We start from the raw sequence: 18,352 nt of genomic DNA on the forward strand, positions 1-18,352 counted from the left end.
TACTGTGTGCCTCCAGCCGCGTGTGACAAGCTGGGGGGCATGGACAACACTCTCCCCGCACACGGCGTCGTGGTGGCCGCCACTCCTTTGGGCAACATCGGTGACGCGTCGCCCCGCCTCGTGCACGCCCTCGAGCACGCGGATGTCATCGCGGCGGAGGACACACGCCGCGCTCGCAATCTCGCGGCCGCTCTCGGCGTGGAGATCCGCGGACGCGTCGTGTCGAATTTCGACCACAATGAGGACAAACGCGTTGCTGAGCTTATCGACGTCGCCCGCAACTCCACCGTCCTCATCGTCACCGACGCCGGAATGCCATTGGTTTCCGACCCAGGCCACTCCCTCGTCGCGGCTGCCCACGATGCGCAGATTCCGGTGACGTGTCTGCCTGGCCCTTCGGCGGTGACTACGGCTCTCGCCCTGTCGGGCTTAGGAGTAGGCAGGTTCATTTTCGATGGGTTCGCTCCCCGGAAACAGGGTGCCCGGCAGGCCTGGCTGGAGTCGTTGCGCAATGAAAAGCGGGCCGTGTGCTTCTTCGAGTCCCCGCACCGCCTCGAGCAAACGCTCGTTGAAGCGGCCGATGTGCTCGGGGATCGTCAGGCCGCGGTGTGCCGCGAGTTGACGAAGACCTTCGAAGAGGTCAAGCGCGGCAGCCTCGTAGAGCTCGCCGAATGGTCCCGCGAGGGCGTCAAAGGAGAGGTCACCGTCGTGATCGACGGCGGTACCGACATCGCGGAACCCGAGGACGTTCTCGGGCTCGTGCAGCAGCGCGTCGACGACGGGATGCGGGCCAAGGACGCGGTCAAGGAAGTCGCGAAGTCCGCCGGGATCAAGGCGGGCGAGCTTTACGACGCTTTCATTGCCTCGCGCAGATCCTAGCCAGCGGACGTGCACCGTGTGCACATCTCCGTTACGGTCATTTGGGCGAGAAAGGAACCCGATGAGTAGTGAAGACATGATCAAAGACCCCCACGATCCCGACGCGGATCCGCACGCCGAGGATCCGATCAAGAACGATCGCCCCGCGACGGCGGAGCTACAGGATCTCCTCGATGCGAGAAATGCGGGAGCGCAGCAGTCCATTTCCGATCCGGAGGACGCCATTGAGCGAGCCTCGGAGGACGAGAACCTGAAGATCGACTGGGCGATCGTCGGACCTATCGCCGCGATCGTCATTGCCGTCGTGATCTGGGGTCTCGCGGCGAAGGAGAGCTTCAGCGCTTTCTCGGATGCCTCGTTCACCTGGGTGATTGAGAATCTCGGGTGGGCGTTTGTCTTTTTCGGCAGCGTTTTCGTGGTCTTCATCCTCGTGATCGCACTGTCGAAGTTCGGCAAGATCCGTTTGGGCGCTTCCAACGAACAACCGGAATTCAGCACCAGGTCATGGATCGCCATGATGTTCGCTGCTGGCATGGGCATCGGTCTGATGTTCTTCGGCGCTTCCGAGCCGCTCAATTTTTACCGTGATGGTGTCCCGGGCATGGACAGTGCGGATGCCGTCGGCACCTCCATGGCACAGACGATGTTCCACTGGACCCTTCACCCGTGGTCCGTCTATGCGATCATCGGTCTCGCGATCGCATATTCCACCTTCCGTTTGGGCCGTAAACAGCTTCTGTCGAGCGCGTTCATTCCGCTTATCGGCGAGACTCGCGCCAACGGGTGGCTGGGCAAGCTTATCGACGGCCTCGCCATCTTCGCCACCATCTTCGGCACCGCGTGCTCCCTGGGACTCGGCGCCCTGCAGATCTCCACGGGTCTGGAGGCTTCGGGCTTGGTCGATTCCCCGTCGACGGTGCTCACCGCCGGAATCGTCAGTGTGCTGACTCTCGCGTTCCTGCTGTCTGCGATGTCGGGCGTCGGCAAGGGCATTCAGTGGGTGTCTAATTTCAACCTTGCAGTCGCTGCTGTGCTGGCGATCTTCGTCTTCGTCTTCGGGCCGACCTTGACCCAGCTCAATCTGCTGCCCACCGCGATTGCTTCCTACTTGGACCAGTTCTTCCTCATGGCTTCGCGCACTGCTGAATCCGCTGACACTGAAGCAGGGGAGTGGCTGGGCAGCTGGACCATCTTCTACTGGGCATGGTGGATCTCCTGGTCCCCGTTCGTGGGCACCTTCCTTGCCCGCATCTCCCGCGGCCGCACAATCCGCGAGTTCTGCCTTGGCGTCACCCTCGTGCCGGCGGGACTGTCCACCGTCTGGTTCTGCATTTTCGGTGGCACCGCCATCCAAATGGAGCAGCAGGGTGAGTCCATCTACGGCGAAGGAACATCCGAGGAACAGCTCTTCAACCTGCTGCACACGATGCCGGGCGGCTTCATCATGGGTGTCCTTGCCCTGATCCTGCTGAGCACCTTCTTCATCACCTCCGCGGATTCCGCATCCACGGTCATGGGTTCGCTGTCCCAGAACGGCAAGACCGACGCGAAGCCGATGCTCACCGGCATGTGGGGCTTGGCCACCGCAGCTGTCGGTCTGACCCTGCTCATCGCTGGCGGCGACGACGCCTTGAACTCCCTGCAGAGCGTCACCATCGCCGCAGCAACACCGTTCCTGCTGGTCCTCATCCTGCTGATGTTCGCCATCGTGAAGGATGTCAGCAACGACACCATCTACCTGGATATGAAGGAAGAGCAGCGCTTCAATCACCAGCTGGCTATTGAGCGGCGCATGCATCGCGACGCTATCGCTAAGGCACGCAAACGCCAGCGCATGTTCGGCACGAAGCAGTAGTCACTTATGCTGGGGGACATGACTGTCTCCCCGAACAATCCCACCTCCGAAAATGTCCTCGTGTGCGTGGCGTGGCCCTATGCGAACGGGCCGCGCCACATCGGCCACGTCGCCGGCTTCGGTGTCCCTTCCGATGTGTTCGCGCGCTACCAGCGAATGGTGGGGAACAACGTGCTCATGGTGTCCGGCACCGACGAGCACGGCACGCCGCTTCTCGTCCAGGCGGATAAGGAAGGCGTGACTGTCAAGGAGCTCGCCGACCGCTACAACCGCCAGATTGTGGAGGATCTCGCGGGCTTGGGCCTGTCCTACGACCTGTTCACCCGCACCACCACCCGCAACCACTACGCGGTGGTGCAGGAGCTGTTCAAGGGCCTGTATGCCAATGGCTACATGATCAAGGAGACTACCCAGGGCGCGATCTCCCCGTCGACCGGCCGCACCCTGCCGGACCGCTATATCGAAGGCACCTGCCCGATCTGCGGCGCCGACGGTGCCCGCGGCGACCAGTGCGATAACTGCGGCAATCAGCTCGACCCGGTCGATCTGATCAACCCGGTGTCCAAGATCAACGGCGAGACCCCGGAGTTCGTCGAGACCGAGCACTTCATGCTCGACCTTCCCTCGCTCCACGATGCCCTCAAAGAGTGGCTCGAGGCCCGCCGAGATTGGCGCCCGAACGTCCTGAAATTCTCCCTGAATTTGCTCGAGGACATGCGGCCCCGCTCCATGACCCGCGACATCGACTGGGGCATCCCCGTTCCCGTCGAAGGCTGGGAAAACGACCCGGGCAAGAAACTCTACGTCTGGTTCGACGCCGTCATCGGCTACCTGTCCGCCTCCATCGAGTGGGCTGCGCGCACCGGCAATCCGGACGCGTGGAAGCTGTTCTGGCAGGACCCGTCGACAAGCGGCTTCTACTTCATGGGCAAGGACAACATCACGTTCCACTCCCAGATTTGGCCGGGTGAGCTTCTCGGCTACGCCGGCAAGGGGTCGAAGGGCGGGAACCTCCACGAGCTCGGTGAGCTCAACCTGCCCACCGAGGTCGTCTCTTCCGAATTCCTCACCATGTCGGGCTCTAAGTTCTCGTCCTCGAAGGGCGTGGTCATTTACGTCAAGGACTTCCTCGCCGAATTCGGGCCCGACCCGCTGCGCTACTTCATTGCGGTCGCCGGTCCGGAGAACAACGACACGGACTTCACGTGGGACGAGTTTGTCCGTCGCGTGAACAACGAGCTCGCGAACGGCTGGGGCAACCTCGTCAACCGCACCGTGTCCATGGCCCACAAGAACTTCGGGGAAGTTCCGGAGCCCGGCGAGCTTATCGACGCCGACCGTGCCATCCTCGACCTCGCCTCCCAGACCTTCGACTCTGCCGGCCACGAATTGGGGCTTGCCCACTTCAAGGCCGCGATCACCAAGGTCATGCATGTGGTTGGCGAAGCAAATGCCTACATCGCCGATCAGCAGCCGTGGAAGCTCGCCAAGGACGAGTCCCAGCGTGAGCGTCTCGCTACTGTTTTGTGGACTGCTCTCCAGGTGGTGTCCGACTGCAATGCGCTGCTGACCCCGTTCATCCCGCACACCGCGCAGAAGGTGCACGCGACTCTTGGCCGCGACGGCATCTGGGCGGCATCCCCGCGTGTCGAGGAAGTCACCGACGATGAGGACCTTGATCTGGTCGGAGTCGGTCTGCCTGAGCAGGGCCAGACCTACCCGGTCATCACCGGCGACTACGCGACCCAGCAGGCTGTGTGGTCCCGAGTCGACGTTGTTCCGGGCACGAAGCTGGAGAAGCCGCAGCCGCTCATCGCCAAACTCGATCCGGAACTCGGCGAGACCGGCCCGGAGTGGGCTCGCGTCCAGTAGCAATCCTCACCGGTTGCGAGCGAGCCACTCTGCCATCGGGGTGAAGGGAATGTCCGCGCTGTCGCGAAGCACCGGATGCGAAAGCTTTGGCAACTCCTCTGGTGACGGATGGGTCTCATAGCCTTCGACGGCGGCCGCATTCAACCTGTCAAGGTACGCGCGGTAGTTGCCAACGAATAGGGAAGGTGGGGGCGCAGACCCTAGCGGGTCAAACCCAAACTTCTTTATTCGGCTTCCCCGCTCTCTAACCCAAGCTTGGCGGGAGTTCCCAGAAGTTGAGCGAAGGAGCTTACTTTTCTGGAATACCCGCGCCCCAAAGTGCCAGTGCGATAAGGGCTGGCTGGCCAAACAACCGGATTAGCCGCGCACGGTCGTTGTCCAAGCCGGGCATCGACTGCTTCTCGGCATACTGCCCAATGTTTCCCGGGTAGATCAACCAGTAGAAAGCGGCGAGGGTAACCCCGGTCAACTTCCGGTGCTTTGGCAGGAAGAGCTCGGCTGCGCCCGCTGCAATTTCGGCTACGCCAGACGCAAGAACCACAAAATCCTTATCCATCGGGAACCAGTTCGGTACTTGGGCCTGAAAATCCTTCCGCGCGAAGGTGAAGTGGCCAATACCTGCGGTAATCATCATGCCACCGAGGAGATGGCGGGCGTGTTTCTGGGATGCTTCACGGCTGGGAAGAAGTTTCATCATTCGTCTTTCGCGGTAGTTCTCGGGCTTGAGTATTGGTGCAGCAGCTGTGTCAGCCACAGGGTCAAGCGTAGGCCTGCTCGGCCTGCTCGGCAGCGAGCTAAGCTTACCCAACAGGATTTGCGAGCGATTCGACAGAAACATAAGCCTTTGCTTACATACCGCGCTCGCCTAACTAAGGGTGCCGAACGGGCATGTCCGGTGGTACTCGAGCCGGCGGATACCGATGGCGCGCGTGCAGGCTCCAGCTCTCGCGAGCTCTGCCCGTTGGTTCGACCTGGAAGGTGTGTGCGATGTTCTGGTAATGGCCAGCCCACAGGTAAAGGCTAATCTGAGCAGTGAAGATGTTGACGTCCCCGCATTAATGAGGGCATTGGCAACCTGGCAAATCGGTTGTGAACGAGTCCGATTTGAACAACGTGATCTTCCATCCGCGCGAGTCTGACGGCTGCGACCACACTGTCGCGGCGGCGTTGCTGAAGGCAGCGCGCAGCTCGTCTTCGAGAAAGAGTCCGGGGAGGTGGTAACTATTCCTGCGCTGGTGATCTCCGTGAACATGAAGGCCCAGTCGACGTGGTCAGCTTCGAGATCTAATTCCCCAAGAATTGCTTAATGAAGGCAGTCAACTTTCCCGGTTCCTCGTCTTCGAAGCGGGTATCCACGACCACCAGGGGTGCGGTGTACATGTCGTGGTCGGGGGAGGTGACGACGAGGTCGGTGCCGTAGTCGTCCATAAGCAATTGCCATGCGAAGTCGTGCTCGCGGATGAACGCGTCGCCGAGCGCTGTGCCGTACATGCGGGCTACGTCGCCGCGGGAATATTCGCGGCGGAGGTCGGGGTCGAGGGCGAGGTATTCGCTCAAGACCTCTTCGAATGAGGCGACGATGTCGTCGATCGATCCGTTGACGCCCGCGACGGCGGCTTCGGCGAGGTCGCGGTCGATCTGGGAGCGGGTTGCGGCATCGATGTCGTGGAACTCCATGCGCCCGAGGATAGGCTGGAATGCATGTCGAAGAAGAAACCACGCCCCACGCCCGTTCCGGCCGAGCGAGTTGCCGGGCTTATCGACGCCCACACTCACCTCGCCTCCGCTAAAGCGCGCACCAAAGAAGACGTGGATGCGATGGTGAAGCGCGCAGTCGATGCTGGTGTCGAGAGGGTCTGCACTGTCGGTGACGGGCTCGACGAGGCGGAATTGGCTCTGCACGCCGCGCATTTCAATGAGCGTGTGTTCGCGGCGTGCGCGATCCATCCGACGCGCGCGGGCGAGCTTGATGAAGCGGCGCGTACACGTCTCGCGGAAATGGCGGCGGACGAGAGGTGCGTGGCGGTGGGGGAGACCGGCATCGACACATACTGGATCAAGCATGACCCGGACAGGACGGCGCCACTCGACGTGCAGGAGGAGGCGTTCCGCTGGCATATTCAGCTGGCTGTTGATTCGGGCAAGGCGCTCATGATTCACAACCGTGAGGGCGACGAGGAGATGATGCGCATTCTCGCTGATTCGCCGCAGCCGGAACATGTCATGCTGCACTGCTTCTCTTCGCCCCTCGACGTCGCGCGCCAGGCGATCGAGCGGGGGTATGTGCTCTCGTTCGCTGGCAACGTGACGTTCAAGCGGAACGACGAGCTCCGCGAAGCTGTTGGGCTGGCTCCGGTCGGCCAGCTGCTGATCGAGACGGATGCTCCGTACATGACGCCGGAGCCGTTCCGTGGGGCACGCAACGAGCCGTCACTGATCGGGCATACCGCGAAGGTGGTGGCAGAAGCTCGTGGAATGGCGGTGGAAGATTTGGCGGAAGAGGTGCACGGAACTTTCCGCCGAGTTTTCGGAGTGTGATATGGCACACTTTTGCATTTCTGCAGGGCTGGGGTGGCGCACGTGCTTGCGGTGGCGCGTGTGATTCTTGTGGTGGTAAGCAACACTCTGGCCAGGTGAATTTCTGGCGTGAGAGCGATCTTCACCGTATTGTTATTTGAGTTCGCTTCCCCCAAGTGAGGATTTCTTTTCATGTCGCGTCATCGTCGCATCAATAAGACCTCGACCACCCGCGCCGTCATCGCCTCCACGGCTGTCGGCGCCCTCGCCATCGGCGGGGCCACCACTGCAGTCGCCGCTCAGAAGTCGGTGACGGTGGACGTCAACGGCGAGCCCATCGAGCTCACCACCTCCGCTGGCGATGTCAGCGGCGCACTTGAAGCTGCAGGCGTCGAGATCGGCGAAAAGGATCTGGTCTATCCCGCCCCCTCCGAGGCGCTGAATAGCGGCGACACGGTCACCGTGCGTACCGCGAAGCCGGTCGCAGTGACCATCGACGGCGGCCAGGCGCAGGAATTCACAACGACCGCAGCGACGGTCTCCGACTTCCTGAAGGAACTGCCGGGCGCCGGCGGCTCGGCCCACGCCTACGCGGAGGATGATCCGGTCACCGACAATATGACCATCGATCTGACTTCTCCGAAGATCGTGGCCATCCACGACGGCGGCAAGACCACCTACACCGCTGCCGCCGCGAAGACGGTCTCCGAGCTGCTCGCCGCCCGCGGCGTGCTGGTGGACTCGAACGACCGCGTTTCCCCGGGTATGGATGCGCCAGTGACCGGCAACATGGTCATCACCATCGACCGCGTTCACGTTGACGAGCGGACCTTCACCGAGGAATTCGAGCTCGAGCCGGAATACGTCGAGGACGAGAACCTGGCGGACGGCGAGGAGCAGGTCCGCGAGAAGGGCGAGAAGGGCCAGCGCGAGACCACACGCCGCGTGGTCACTGTGAACGGTGCGGTCGAATCCGACGAGATCGTGAAGCGAAAGGAGACCCGGAAGGGCCGTGCAGCAGTGATCGCCCGCGGTAAGAAAGAGTCTGCCCCCGTCGCCGCTAGTGGTTCTGCTCCCGCCGTTGCTGGTGGTTCGGTGTGGGATTCCCTCGCGCAGTGCGAGTCCGGCGGCGATTGGTCCATCAACACCGGCAACGGTTTCTACGGTGGTCTGCAGTTCACCGCGTCGACGTGGGCCGCGTACGGCGGCACCGAGTATGCGCCTACCGCGAACTTGGCCACCCGCGAGCAGCAGATCGCGGTCGCGTCCAAGGTTCAGCAGGGCCAGGGCTGGGGCGCGTGGCCCGCATGCACCGCGAGCCTGGGAATCCGCTAACCTCGGAGGACATGAATAGCCCCGATATCCAGTTGCTCGGTCCGGTGGAAATCCGGGCGCTCGCCGACGAGCTCGGGGTCACCCCGACGAAGAAGCTGGGGCAGAATTTCGTCCACGACCCGAATACCGTGCGCCGCATCGTCGGGGCGGCGGATATTTCTGCGGACGACACGGTGCTCGAAGTGGGGCCGGGATTAGGGTCGCTCACTCTCGGCCTGCTCGAAGTCGGGTGCCGGGTGGCGGCCGTCGAGATCGATTCGCGGCTGGCGGAAAGGCTGCCGCAGACTGCCGCAGAATTCGCGCCGGGGGCAGCGGGCAGGCTATCGGTGCTCAACCAGGATGCGCTCAAGGTTCAGGCCGGCCAGATCGAGGAGCCGACAGCGCTGGTGGCGAACCTGCCGTACAACGTCGCCGTCCCGGTGCTGCTGCACTTGCTGGAGGAATTCCCGAGCATCCGCCGCGTTCTCGTGATGGTTCAGCTCGAGGTCGCGGACCGGTTGGCGGCGGACCCCGGTTCGAAAATCTACGGGGTGCCCAGCGTCAAGGCATCGTTCTACGGGGACGTGCGCAAGGCGGGCAATATCGGCAAGAACGTCTTCTGGCCCGCACCCAATATCGAATCTGGGCTCGTGCGTATCGATATCCGTGACAAGGGCTGGCCAGTTTCGTTGCGTGAGCGCGTTTTTCCGCTTATCGACGCAGCCTTCGCCCAGCGGCGAAAGACCCTCCGCGCCTGCTTGGGCGGGATCTACGGATCGTCCGCAGCTGCGGAAGAAGCGCTGCGTGCAGCCGGCATTGATCCGCAGCTGCGCGGCGAGAAACTGGCAGTGGAAGATTTCGTGCGACTCACGGAGGTGGGCGGGCAGTGAAATTCACGGCACGCGCGAACGGCAAAGTGAATCTCCATCTCGGGGTGGGGGAGGTCCGCAGCGACGGTTACCACGACATGGCTACGGTGTTCATGGCTGTTGACCGGCCGGAGACGGTGACGCTGACGACGCTGGAGGGGGACGTCGACAAGCATCCCGATGCTTCTCCCTTGAGCTATGTGTCCGAGATGCGCACCACGTACCACGTGCAGGAACCCGACGAGGATCTGGACAATCCGAAGAACCTGGCGTGGAAGGCCGTGGACTCGATCACTACCGGATACATGGGGATTCTCGCGCAGGACGAGAAGCGGGAGAATTTCAAACCGGACCTGCCGATGATGCGGCTGGAGGTCGACAAAACCGTGCCTGTCGCCGGCGGGATGGCGGGCGGATCCTCCGATGCCGCCGCTGCCGTCCAGGCCATCAGCGCTTTGATCGCGCACCACGACCGGCCGATGCCTGAGGAACTGTTCACGAATCTGGTTCCGGGGCTCGGGGCGGATGTCCCGTTCGCGGAGATGGGCGGCATCGCGTTGGGGACCGGCCGCGGCGATGCCCTGGTGCCGATGATGGGGCGCGGAACGTACTGGTTCGCTTTCCTGAACCCGAAGGTGGGGCTGTCGACAAAGGCCGTGTTCGAGAAACTCGACGATCTTCGCTTCACGTACGCGTCGATGGTTCCGCACATGGACACCACCACGCTGTCGCGGGCGCTCGTGTCAGGGGATCCGCAACTGGTGGGGGCAGCAATGCACAATGATTTGGAAGCAGCGGCGCTCGCGCTGCGCCCGTCGCTTCAGCAGCTCATCCACGACGCCGAAGATGCCGGCGCGATCCGGGCGATGGTGTCTGGTTCTGGCCCGACCGTCGCGGCACTGTGTGCGGATGAGGGGACAGCGAGGGCGGTCGTCGATAAGCTCGGCTCTGCTTCGATCGAAGCTTTCGCTGCTCACGGGCCTGTTGGTGGTGCGCGGCTGCTGTAGCATGCGGGGGTATACGAATCGGTATACTTTGGGTATGGCTGAGCAGACAACGATCAAGGTGCCCGTTGATCTGCGTGATGAGATCAAGGTGATCGCGCAGCAGCGGGGGGAAAGCATGCCGAGCATTATCGAGGAAATGCTCGAGCTCTATCGGGAAGAGATGCGCATGCGTAGGCTTGAAAACCAGGTCCAGGCGACTCCCCCAGAACAGATAGAAAGTTACATAGCTGAAACTGCTGAGTGGGATAAGGCGTACGACTGGTGAGCGAAGAGCTGATGCCGGGGGACATCGTGTGGGCGGTGCTCGATCCGACAAGGGAGAATGAACAGGCTGGACGGCGTCCATGCGTGGTCGTGTCTTCCCGTAATCATCTGAGGGTGGTGCCCACGTTGGTTTCGGTAGTTCCGGTGACATCTCGAAACCGTGGGTGGGACAATCACATCCGGCTCGACCCCGCAGCGGTCTTGCCTAAAGAGAGTTGGGCAATGTCGGAGCAAATGAGGACACTCTCGCGTGATCGCGTCCAAGGAGAAATTGGCCGTGTGAGCGCTGCCTGTTTGCGTGAAATCCTTTGGTGGGCACGTGCGTTCGTTGCAGACCCAGCCCGTGTTTAGAATGGCCCCATCATGGCGAACCTGATCAACCTGGAAAATGTGTCCAAGACGTGGGGTTTGAAGACCCTGCTGGACGAGGTGTCGCTCGGTGTGCAAACCGGGGACCGCATCGGTGTGGTGGGGCTCAACGGCGGCGGCAAAACGACGCTGCTGGAGGTGCTCACGGGCATTGAGCCGCCAGACACCGGCCGGGTGTCGCACACCAACGGGCTGCGGATGGCGGTAGTCACGCAGCGGTTCACGCTCCCGGACGAGGTGACAGTCGGGCAGGCCGTCGTGGAGCCGCTCGGGCTCGAGGTCTTTGAGTGGGCGTCGAATGCGAAGGTGCGCGAGGTGCTCGCGGGCACGGGCGTTGCGGATCTGGGCTTGGACACACCGGTCGGGCAGCTCTCCGGCGGTGAGCGCCGCCGTGTGAATCTTGCGGCGGCGCTGGTGCAGGACCTGGACCTGATCGTGCTGGACGAGCCGACTAACCACCTGGATGTGGAAGGTGTTCAGTGGCTCGCGGACCACCTGCTCAAGCGCAAGGTCGCGATTGTGGTGGTGACGCACGACCGTTGGTTCCTCGACACCGTCGCCACGCTGACCTGGGAAGTGCACGATGGGCGCGTTGATGTGTATGAGGGCGGTTACAACGACTGGACGTTCGCCCGCGCTGAGCGCGCGCGCCAAGCGGACGCGATCGAGCAGCGCCGGCAGAATCTCGCACGCAAGGAACTTGCCTGGCTGCGCCGCGGTGCTCCCGCCCGCACGTCGAAGCCGCGCTACCGCATTGAAGCGGCGGAGGCATTGATCGCGGATGTTCCAGCGCCGCGCGACACGGTAGAACTCATGGCGTTCTCCAAGCAGCGCCAAGGGCGCGTGGTTGTGGAGCTGGAAGATGCACGTATCGACGCGCCGGACGGACGCACACTCGTCGACCACCTGACATGGCGCCTGGCCCCCGGTGAGCGCATCGGCCTGGTCGGCGTGAACGGTTCCGGCAAGACGACGCTTCTCCGCGCCATTGCCGGGGACTACCCGTTGGCGGAAGGCAGGCGCATCGAGGGGCAGACGACGAAGATCGGGTGGCTGAGGCAGGAGCTCGACGACTTGGATCCGTCCCGCCGGGTGATCGACGCGGTGGAGGACGTGGCCACCTACATCGCGTTGGGCAAGAAGGAGATGTCGGCGTCGCAGCTGGCGGAGCGCCTCGGATTCAGCCCGAAGCGCCAGCGCACGCCCGTGGGGGACCTCTCCGGCGGCGAGCGGCGCCGCCTGCAGCTGACGCGCGTACTCATGAGCGAGCCGAATGTGCTGCTTCTCGACGAGCCGACGAACGATCTCGACATCGACACCCTCCAGGAACTGGAGAACCTGCTCGACTCTTGGCCCGGCACCCTCGTGGTCATTTCCCACGACCGCTACCTGATCGAGCGCATTGCCGACGTCACCTACGCGTTGTTCGGTGACGGGGCCCTGACGAATTTGCCTGGCGGCATCGACCAGTATTTGGAGCGCCGTAAAGCGATGTCGAGCGAGACTGGCGTGCTCGACCTCGGTGACACCGCGCCGAAGGAGAAGCCCGCCGATGGCCTGAGCGGGCAGGAGCGCCGCGAGCTGATGAAGAAGATGAAATCGCTCGACCGCAAGATGGAGAAACTCCACGAAGAGGCAGCGGCGCTCGAGGCGGATATCACGCAGATGTCCGGGGAGGCGGACCCGGATTTCGAGGCGATCGGCGCCAAGACCGGGCAGGTCGCGGAGCTTCGCGCGCAGCGGGAGGAGCTCGAACTGGAGTGGCTCGATCTCGGTGAGAGGCTGGAAGGGTAAGCGCGCTGAACTAGATTTTGAGGAAAAATAGTTCAAAGCCCGAAAATAAATCGACATTCTCTGTACTGTTTCCGCCATGGGGAACAAGGTGAGCTGACCGGGTGGATCCCGAAGTCGCTGGCGGGCAGGCCGGGTATCGACAGGCCGGCCTGGGGCAAGGAATTCGGCGATGTGATCACCGCGACCGAGCAGGTCAAAGCCGGTGACACTGCCTCGGTGACATTCTCGTTCGCCAACCCCAACTCGGATCTGCGGCGTGGGGTCGGCTACCACACCATCACGAATGCGGCGGGCGAGATCGTGGCGGACGATTTCCACTCGAGCACGATCATCGAGTTCGTGAAGAATGCCGATGTGGTCAACGCCCGCATTTCGTGGGACACAGACGGAGTCGATCCGGGCACGTACGCCGTTAAGGTGGAAGGAGTGTCGCGCGCTATTGGCGGGTCGCTGTCGCCGTTCACCGGCAGCGCTGAAGTGACCGTCGTGTAGCTCGTACACTGGGGCACATGATTTTGATTAACGTCCGTTTCCGTCCCCTGGCCGAGAACACCGAGAACTTCCGCGAGCTCGTGAACGACTTCACCGAGGCGTCCCGCGCGGAGGAGGGCAACCTGTTCTTCGAGTGGTACCGCAGCACCGATGACCCGCGCGAGTACATCCTGGTCGAGGGGTTCAAGGACGACGCCGCGGAGGCGCACGTCAATTCCGACCACTTCAAGGCGGCCCAGGAATTGTTCCCGCAGATCCTCGAGGAGACCCCGCAGATCATCAACACGCTGATCGAGGGCAAGACCGAGTGGGACGAGATGGCCGAATTCAAGGTCCAGTAGCAGGCGTATTACCGTTGTAAGCATGACTAAACCGCCGAAACTGTCCAAGAAGGCCTACGAGACCGAGCTGCTGCGCCTCCAGGCGGAGCTGGTGAAAATGCAGCAGTGGGTCGTGGCCACCGGGGCACGCATCGTCGTGGTTATGGAGGGCCGCGACGCGGCGGGCAAGGGTTCTGCGATCAAGCGCATCACCCAGTACCTCAACCCGCGTGTGTGTCGGATTGAGGCACTGCCGAAGCCGACGGAGCGGGAGCAGACGCAGTGGTACTTCCAGCGCTACGTCGAAAAGCTTCCTGCCGCCGGCGAGATCGTGATTTTCGATCGCTCCTGGTACAACCGTGCCGGCGTCGAGCGCGTCATGGGCTTTTGCACCACGGAGGAGTACCGCCGCTTCCTGCACCAGGCACCGATTTTTGAGCGTCTGCTGGTGGAGGACGGTATTCTGCTCCGCAAGTACTGGTTCTCAGTCTCCGACGAGGAGCAGCACGCGCGCTTCGAATCGCGCCGCAACGACCCACTTCGCCAGTGGAAGCTCTCACCGATGGACCTGGAGTCCATCACCAAGTGGGAGGATTATTCCCGCGCGAAGGACGAGATGTTCATCCACACCGACATCCCGACCGCGCCCTGGTACACGGTGGAATCCGAGGACAAGAAGCGCTCGCGCATCAACGTCATCGCGCACTTGTTGTCGACGATCCCGTACGAGCACCTCGAGCGCGACCTACCGGAGGTGCCGGAGCGTCCGGAGTCCGATGACTACGAGCGCCCGCCGCGCGAAGAATTCCGCTACGTGCCGGATGTAGCCGCGAAGTTGGAAAAGAGCGCGAAGAAGAACAAGAAAGACAAAAAGCAGAAGAAGTAGCTATTTCGGGTAGCCGCGGGGCGTGCTCACCGTCTTGTTTTTGGGGATCCAGAAACGGTATGGCGCGTCCGCGTTCTTGCTGATGCCGATGCGTGGGCCAGCCACCCACTCGGGTTCGGAATCGCGCTCGCCGAGCATGATGGGGGTTCCGTTGTCTTCTAGCGACAAGCCGAGAGAGCGGCCCAAATTTCCGGGTCCGCGGGCCAGGTTCTCGTAGGCGATCGTCTTGCCGTTCGCTTGACGGCGTTCGCGTGCCAGCTCCTCGCCGCTGATGACCTCGCCACCGCGCATCAGGCAGCCCTGGCCGGTTCCCTCTGGGGCGCAGACGATATTCCCGTTCAGGTGGATGCCGTAGGAGAGGTAGACGTACAGGCGGCCGGGCGGGCCGAACATGGCGGCATTGCGGGCCGTTTTTCCTCGGTAGGTGTGCGCGGCGGCGTCATCCGACCCGAGATACGCCTCCACTTCGGTGAGCCGAATGGTCACGCCGTTGTGGGTGATCGTGCAGCCGAGTAGTTGCGGTGCCACGATATCGGCTGGTGCAGAGAAATCGATCACTGATTCAGCCACTCCTGAATCTGTTTGATGGCGCCGTACTCGGCGTTGGACGGGGCGACGATATCGGCGATCGCCTTGAGCTTGTCGTGGCCGTTCGCCATGGCGACAGCGGTGCCGGCAGTCTCGAGCATCTCGTAGTCGTTCAGGTAGTCGCCGATGGCGGCGGTATCGGCGATGTCGATGCCTAAGGTGGCGGCGAGCGCAGTTAGTGCGTTTCCCTTATTTGTGTCGGGGGACATGATGTCGACCCAATGGGCACTCGATACGGCGATGTTTTGGTCGGGAGCTGCCTGCGCGACCGGCAGGCCGTCTCGCTCCGCGTCTGTCTCGACGAAGAAGGAGACCTTGATGGTGGGCTCGGTCGATTCCTGTGCCGCGTCGATGAGGGAGACCACCGGGCGGCGGGAGTGGTAGTACCTCGAAATCTCCTCGAATGCGTGTTCCGGCATGTTTGCGCCGACGAAAGCGAATTCGGGATTGCACACAACCGGGTGGATCGGCGTCTCGGATTCGGCGGCGGTGCGGAGCAGAGCGGCCACGGCATCATCGTTGATCGGCTTCGTGGACACGATCTCGCCCTTGTGCCACACCACGCTGCCGTTTTCGGCGATGAACGTCTCCATGCCGCGGCCGGAGAACATGTCCTGCAATGTGGCCAGCTGGCGTCCCGAAGCGGGGGCGATCACCATGTTCTTGGTTTTCGCTTCGTCGAGGACGGGCCAGAATTCTTCCGGAATGTTGCCGTCCGGAGCGATAAGCGTTCCGTCCATGTCGAGCGCAACAATGCGGGGAAAAGTCATAGCAGTCCTTTACACGCTGTGGAACACTGGCTTCATGGCAGAAAGCACCAGTGGACCAGTACATATTGCCGTCCGGCAGTCTACCGGAGTGATCACTCTGGACAGGCCTAAGGCGTTGAACTCCATCAACCCGGAGATTCTCTTTCCCATCATCGAGGCGCTCGACGAATGGAGGGACGACGACGGGGTGGAACAGGTCGCCGTCACGTCCTCTGGCAAGCATTTCTGTGCGGGCGGCGACGTGCGCTACGCACGCGAGGCCGCGCTGTCCGGAGGAGGGGAAGCAGCGGACGAGTTCTTCGCCCGCGAGTACGCGATGAACCTGATGATCGCGGAGTACCCGAAGCCGTATATCTCGCTGATTTCGGGGGTGGTCATGGGCGGCGGGCTCGGCCTGTCGGCGCACGGCAGCCACGTGGTGGTCACTCCGGACGCATTCGCGTCGATGCCGGAGATGAATATCGGGTTCTTCACGGACGTGGGGATGAGCTACCGGTTGCAGCATCTGCGGAAGCGTCCGTCGCTCGATCTCGGTATGTTTCTCGCACTGACCGGGTACCGGTTGAAGGCAGACGACATGATGGCGACGGGGCTGGCCACGCATCTGGTGGACTCACTCGACGGGCTCCTTGACCGAATCATCGAGGAGGGGCCGGGGGTACTCGATGAGGTAGCCGTAGAACCGGGGGAGTCGGAACTAGAAAAGCTGTACCCGCTTATCGACGGAGCGTTTTCCGCACCCTGGTCCCAGATCAAGAAGAACATCGCCGCCGACCCGGAACTGGCGGAAGTCGTGGAGCCGCTTTTGAAGCTGGCATCCCCATCGTCGCTGGTAGCGACCGCGGAGCTGATGCTCGCGAACTCCACGAACGATCTGGCCGCAAGCCTGGAAAACGAACGCCACTACGCGGAATTGCTGCTGCGCGAGCCGGATTTCCACGAGGGGGTCCGCGCTGTCCTCGTCGACAAAACGAACGACGCCGCGTTCGCACCGGAGCCGGAGCCGGATAAATACCGGGACATATTAGAATAAAAACCGTTTGAGCAACGCGACATGTGAAAGGACGCAGCGTGAACGCTGAAAGCCCGGTCAACCCGAACCCGCACGACAACCCGATGGACGATTGGGACCACAAACTCCTCCTCGCCCAGGAGATGCTGCCGCTGATCAGCCAGCTCCACCGCGAGAACAACGTGGTCACCTCCATCTACGGCCGTCTGCTGGTGGGAATGACGGACATCGAGATCATCAAGGCGCACCGCTACGCCCGCCGCGTCGTGGCACGCGAGCTGCCGTTGGACGACACCCTGCCGATCCTGCGCGAGCTGACCACTATGAATCTGGGCACCGCCTCCATCGACCTGGGCCGGCTGGCCAAGAACTACTCCCGCACCGAGGGCACCGAGCTGCGCTCCTTCCTGGAGGAGGAGCTGGCAGAGGTCATCGGCGCTGACAGTCACCGCGTCCCGCGCGATGTGGTCCTGTACGGCTTCGGCCGCATCGGCCGCCTGCTTGCCCGCATCCTGATCGCTCGCGAGGCGCAGTACGGCGGCGCGCGCCTGCGTGCCGTGGTGGTGCGCAAGAAGGGCGACGACGACGTGGTCAAGCGTGCGTCCCTGCTCCGCCGCGACTCGGTCCACGGCGCCTTCAACGGCACCATCACCGTGGACAAGGAGAACGAGATCATCTGGGCCAACGGAACCCCGATCCAGATGATCTACTCGGACGATCCGGCGTCGATCGACTACACCGCCTACGGCATCAACGATGCGATCGTCGTGGACAACACCGGACGTTGGCGCGACCGCGCAGGCCTGTCCAAGCACTTGGAGTCCAAGGGCGTTGCGCGCGCACTGCTGACCGCGCCGGGCAAGGGCGACGTGAAGAATATCGTCTACGGCATCAACCACGACACCATCGACGATTCCGAGCAAGACCGCGTTCTGTCCGCCGCGTCCTGCACGACCAACGCGATCACCCCGGTGCTCAAGGTCGTCGGCGACCGTTGGGGCGTCAAGCACGGCCACGTGGAGACGGTCCACTCCTACACCAACGACCAGAACCTGGCCGACAACTTCCACAAGGGCCCGCGCCGCGGCCGCGCCGCCGGCCTGAACATGGTTCTCACCGAGACCGGCGCCGCCAAGGCAGTCTCCAAGGCCCTACCGGAATTCGAGGGCAAGCTCACCGGTAACGCCATCCGCGTTCCCACCCCGGACGTGTCCATGGCCGTGCTCAACCTCGACCTGGATAGCGAGGTCGACCGCGAGGAGGTCAACAACTACCTGCGCCGCGTCTCCACCGACTCGAGCCTGCGCCAGCAGATCGACTACATCCAGTCGCCGGATGTCGTCTCCACCGACTTCGTGGGCACCACCCACGCGGGCATCGTGGATGGTCTAGCCACCATCGCTACGGGCAACCACCTGGTGCTCTACGTCTGGTACGACAACGAGTTCGGGTACTCCAACCAGGTGATCCGCATCGTCGAGGAGATCGCCGGCGTGCGCCCGAAGATTCTCCCGACTCGCAAGGAACCGCAGGAGATCCGTTAA

Annotated in this window: 19 protein-coding genes; 15 read left to right on the top strand and 4 right to left on the bottom strand. The window is 62.6% G+C overall.

Going from position 1 to position 18,352, the window contains the following annotated elements; genetic code table 11:
• Nucleotides 1-39 precede the first annotated feature (39 nt).
• The 3 genes from rsmI to metG all read left to right on the top strand — a co-directional run bounded on the left by rsmI (nt 40) and on the right by metG (nt 4,606).
• On the top strand, nt 40-879 hold the full coding sequence (gene rsmI, locus CAPP_RS03530; RefSeq protein WP_076599295.1) for a 16S rRNA (cytidine(1402)-2'-O)-methyltransferase: 840 nt from the start codon (nt 40-42) through the stop codon (nt 877-879).
• A 61-nt stretch (nt 880-940) separates the two neighbouring features.
• A complete protein-coding gene (locus tag CAPP_RS03535; protein ID WP_234958854.1) occupies nt 941-2,734 on the top strand; it encodes a BCCT family transporter in 1,794 nt (597 codons plus the stop codon).
• A 6-nt stretch (nt 2,735-2,740) separates the two neighbouring features.
• Nucleotides 2,741-4,606 carry a methionine--tRNA ligase gene (gene metG / locus CAPP_RS03540; RefSeq protein ID WP_076599297.1) on the top strand — a complete coding sequence of 622 codons (1,866 nt, stop codon included), beginning with the start codon at nt 2,741-2,743 and terminating at the stop codon, nt 4,604-4,606.
• A 289-nt stretch (nt 4,607-4,895) separates the two neighbouring features.
• Here the strand turns inward: metG and CAPP_RS03545 are convergent, their stop codons facing one another.
• Together CAPP_RS03545 and CAPP_RS03550 are read right to left on the bottom strand one after the other, a co-directional pair.
• Nucleotides 4,896-5,300, bottom strand: a complete 405-nt coding sequence (locus CAPP_RS03545; protein WP_143313886.1) for a DoxX family protein — start codon at nt 5,298-5,300, stop codon at nt 4,896-4,898.
• A 590-nt stretch (nt 5,301-5,890) separates the two neighbouring features.
• Entirely contained in the window at nt 5,891-6,283 is a 393-nt protein-coding gene (locus tag CAPP_RS03550; RefSeq protein WP_076599299.1) for a DUF3806 domain-containing protein, read from the bottom strand.
• 24 nt (nt 6,284-6,307) lie between these two features.
• On the opposite strand from CAPP_RS03550, the gene CAPP_RS03555 reads away from it, so the two are divergent.
• The 10 genes from CAPP_RS03555 (at nt 6,308) to ppk2 (ending at nt 14,438) form a co-directional block, all read left to right on the top strand.
• Nucleotides 6,308-7,144, top strand: a complete 837-nt coding sequence (locus CAPP_RS03555; protein ID WP_076599300.1) for a TatD family hydrolase — start codon at nt 6,308-6,310, stop codon at nt 7,142-7,144.
• A gap of 171 nt (nt 7,145-7,315) precedes the next feature.
• Nucleotides 7,316-8,458 carry a resuscitation-promoting factor gene (locus CAPP_RS03560; RefSeq protein ID WP_076599301.1) on the top strand — a complete coding sequence of 381 codons (1,143 nt, stop codon included), beginning with the start codon at nt 7,316-7,318 and terminating at the stop codon, nt 8,456-8,458.
• A gap of 11 nt (nt 8,459-8,469) precedes the next feature.
• Complete coding sequence (gene rsmA / locus CAPP_RS03565) at nt 8,470-9,327, top strand: 16S rRNA (adenine(1518)-N(6)/adenine(1519)-N(6))-dimethyltransferase RsmA (protein WP_076599348.1); 858 nt, start codon at nt 8,470-8,472, stop codon at nt 9,325-9,327.
• Nucleotides 9,324-10,313, top strand: a complete 990-nt coding sequence (locus tag CAPP_RS03570; protein WP_076599302.1) for a 4-(cytidine 5'-diphospho)-2-C-methyl-D-erythritol kinase — start codon at nt 9,324-9,326, stop codon at nt 10,311-10,313. Before rsmA ends, CAPP_RS03570 begins: the two co-directional genes overlap by 4 nt.
• Nucleotides 10,314-10,347: 34 nt before the next feature.
• Nucleotides 10,348-10,578, top strand: a complete 231-nt coding sequence (locus CAPP_RS03575) for a ribbon-helix-helix protein, CopG family (protein WP_143313878.1) — start codon at nt 10,348-10,350, stop codon at nt 10,576-10,578.
• 11 nt (nt 10,579-10,589) lie between these two features.
• Nucleotides 10,590-10,928 carry a type II toxin-antitoxin system PemK/MazF family toxin gene (locus CAPP_RS11190; protein ID WP_076599349.1) on the top strand — a complete coding sequence of 113 codons (339 nt, stop codon included), beginning with the start codon at nt 10,590-10,592 and terminating at the stop codon, nt 10,926-10,928.
• 12 nt (nt 10,929-10,940) lie between these two features.
• The gene (locus tag CAPP_RS03580) at nt 10,941-12,740 is read left to right on the top strand and encodes an ABC-F family ATP-binding cassette domain-containing protein (RefSeq protein ID WP_076599304.1); all 1,800 of its coding nucleotides are present in this window, start codon (nt 10,941-10,943) and stop codon (nt 12,738-12,740) included.
• 117 nt (nt 12,741-12,857) lie between these two features.
• The gene (locus CAPP_RS03585; RefSeq protein ID WP_268753098.1) at nt 12,858-13,232 is read left to right on the top strand and encodes a neutral/alkaline non-lysosomal ceramidase C-terminal domain-containing protein; all 375 of its coding nucleotides are present in this window, start codon (nt 12,858-12,860) and stop codon (nt 13,230-13,232) included.
• Nucleotides 13,233-13,249: 17 nt separating this feature from the next.
• Nucleotides 13,250-13,573: a putative quinol monooxygenase gene (locus CAPP_RS03590; RefSeq protein WP_076599306.1), complete on the top strand. Its 324-nt coding sequence runs from the start codon at nt 13,250-13,252 to the stop codon at nt 13,571-13,573.
• A 22-nt stretch (nt 13,574-13,595) separates the two neighbouring features.
• A complete protein-coding gene (ppk2, locus tag CAPP_RS03595) occupies nt 13,596-14,438 on the top strand; it encodes a polyphosphate kinase 2 (protein WP_076599307.1) in 843 nt (280 codons plus the stop codon).
• Here the strand turns inward: ppk2 and CAPP_RS03600 are convergent, their stop codons facing one another.
• Nucleotides 14,439-14,996 (bottom strand): DNA-3-methyladenine glycosylase, encoded by a 558-nt coding sequence (locus CAPP_RS03600; RefSeq protein ID WP_076599308.1) that lies wholly within the window; start codon nt 14,994-14,996, stop codon nt 14,439-14,441.
• Nucleotides 14,993-15,796 carry an HAD family hydrolase gene (locus CAPP_RS03605; RefSeq protein ID WP_076599309.1) on the bottom strand — a complete coding sequence of 268 codons (804 nt, stop codon included), beginning with the start codon at nt 15,794-15,796 and terminating at the stop codon, nt 14,993-14,995. Before CAPP_RS03605 ends, CAPP_RS03600 begins: the two co-directional genes overlap by 4 nt.
• A gap of 34 nt (nt 15,797-15,830) precedes the next feature.
• On the opposite strand from CAPP_RS03605, the gene CAPP_RS03610 reads away from it, so the two are divergent.
• Both CAPP_RS03610 and CAPP_RS03615 read left to right on the top strand, forming a co-directional pair.
• Entirely contained in the window at nt 15,831-16,829 is a 999-nt protein-coding gene (locus CAPP_RS03610; RefSeq protein ID WP_076599350.1) for a 3-hydroxyisobutyryl-CoA hydrolase, read from the top strand.
• Between the two features lie 83 nt (nt 16,830-16,912).
• Complete coding sequence (locus tag CAPP_RS03615) at nt 16,913-18,352, top strand: glyceraldehyde-3-phosphate dehydrogenase (RefSeq protein WP_076599351.1); 1,440 nt, start codon at nt 16,913-16,915, stop codon at nt 18,350-18,352.

Source organism: Corynebacterium appendicis CIP 107643, from assembly GCF_030408415.1.
In the GTDB taxonomy this organism is placed as follows: domain Bacteria; phylum Actinomycetota; class Actinomycetes; order Mycobacteriales; family Mycobacteriaceae; genus Corynebacterium; species Corynebacterium appendicis.

Excerpts from the sequence above, each read along its gene's own strand:
- rsmI (WP_076599295.1), top strand. The coding sequence starts at position 40 with ATGGACAACACTCTCCCCGCACACGGCGTCGTGGTGGCCGCCACTCCT.
- CAPP_RS03535 (WP_234958854.1), top strand. The coding sequence starts at position 941 with ATGAGTAGTGAAGACATGATCAAAGACCCCCACGATCCCGACGCGGAT.
- metG (WP_076599297.1), top strand. The coding sequence starts at position 2,741 with ATGCTGGGGGACATGACTGTCTCCCCGAACAATCCCACCTCCGAAAAT.
- CAPP_RS03545 (WP_143313886.1), bottom strand. The coding sequence starts at position 5,300 with ATGAAACTTCTTCCCAGCCGTGAAGCATCCCAGAAACACGCCCGCCAT.
- CAPP_RS03550 (WP_076599299.1), bottom strand. The coding sequence starts at position 6,283 with ATGGAGTTCCACGACATCGATGCCGCAACCCGCTCCCAGATCGACCGC.
- CAPP_RS03555 (WP_076599300.1), top strand. The coding sequence starts at position 6,308 with ATGTCGAAGAAGAAACCACGCCCCACGCCCGTTCCGGCCGAGCGAGTT.
- CAPP_RS03560 (WP_076599301.1), top strand. The coding sequence starts at position 7,316 with ATGTCGCGTCATCGTCGCATCAATAAGACCTCGACCACCCGCGCCGTC.
- rsmA (WP_076599348.1), top strand. The coding sequence starts at position 8,470 with ATGAATAGCCCCGATATCCAGTTGCTCGGTCCGGTGGAAATCCGGGCG.
- CAPP_RS03575 (WP_143313878.1), top strand. The coding sequence starts at position 10,348 with ATGGCTGAGCAGACAACGATCAAGGTGCCCGTTGATCTGCGTGATGAG.
- CAPP_RS11190 (WP_076599349.1), top strand. The coding sequence starts at position 10,590 with ATGCCGGGGGACATCGTGTGGGCGGTGCTCGATCCGACAAGGGAGAAT.
- CAPP_RS03580 (WP_076599304.1), top strand. The coding sequence starts at position 10,941 with ATGGCGAACCTGATCAACCTGGAAAATGTGTCCAAGACGTGGGGTTTG.
- CAPP_RS03590 (WP_076599306.1), top strand. The coding sequence starts at position 13,250 with ATGATTTTGATTAACGTCCGTTTCCGTCCCCTGGCCGAGAACACCGAG.
- ppk2 (WP_076599307.1), top strand. The coding sequence starts at position 13,596 with ATGACTAAACCGCCGAAACTGTCCAAGAAGGCCTACGAGACCGAGCTG.
- CAPP_RS03605 (WP_076599309.1), bottom strand. The coding sequence starts at position 15,796 with ATGACTTTTCCCCGCATTGTTGCGCTCGACATGGACGGAACGCTTATC.
- CAPP_RS03610 (WP_076599350.1), top strand. The coding sequence starts at position 15,831 with ATGGCAGAAAGCACCAGTGGACCAGTACATATTGCCGTCCGGCAGTCT.
- CAPP_RS03615 (WP_076599351.1), top strand. The coding sequence starts at position 16,913 with ATGGACGATTGGGACCACAAACTCCTCCTCGCCCAGGAGATGCTGCCG.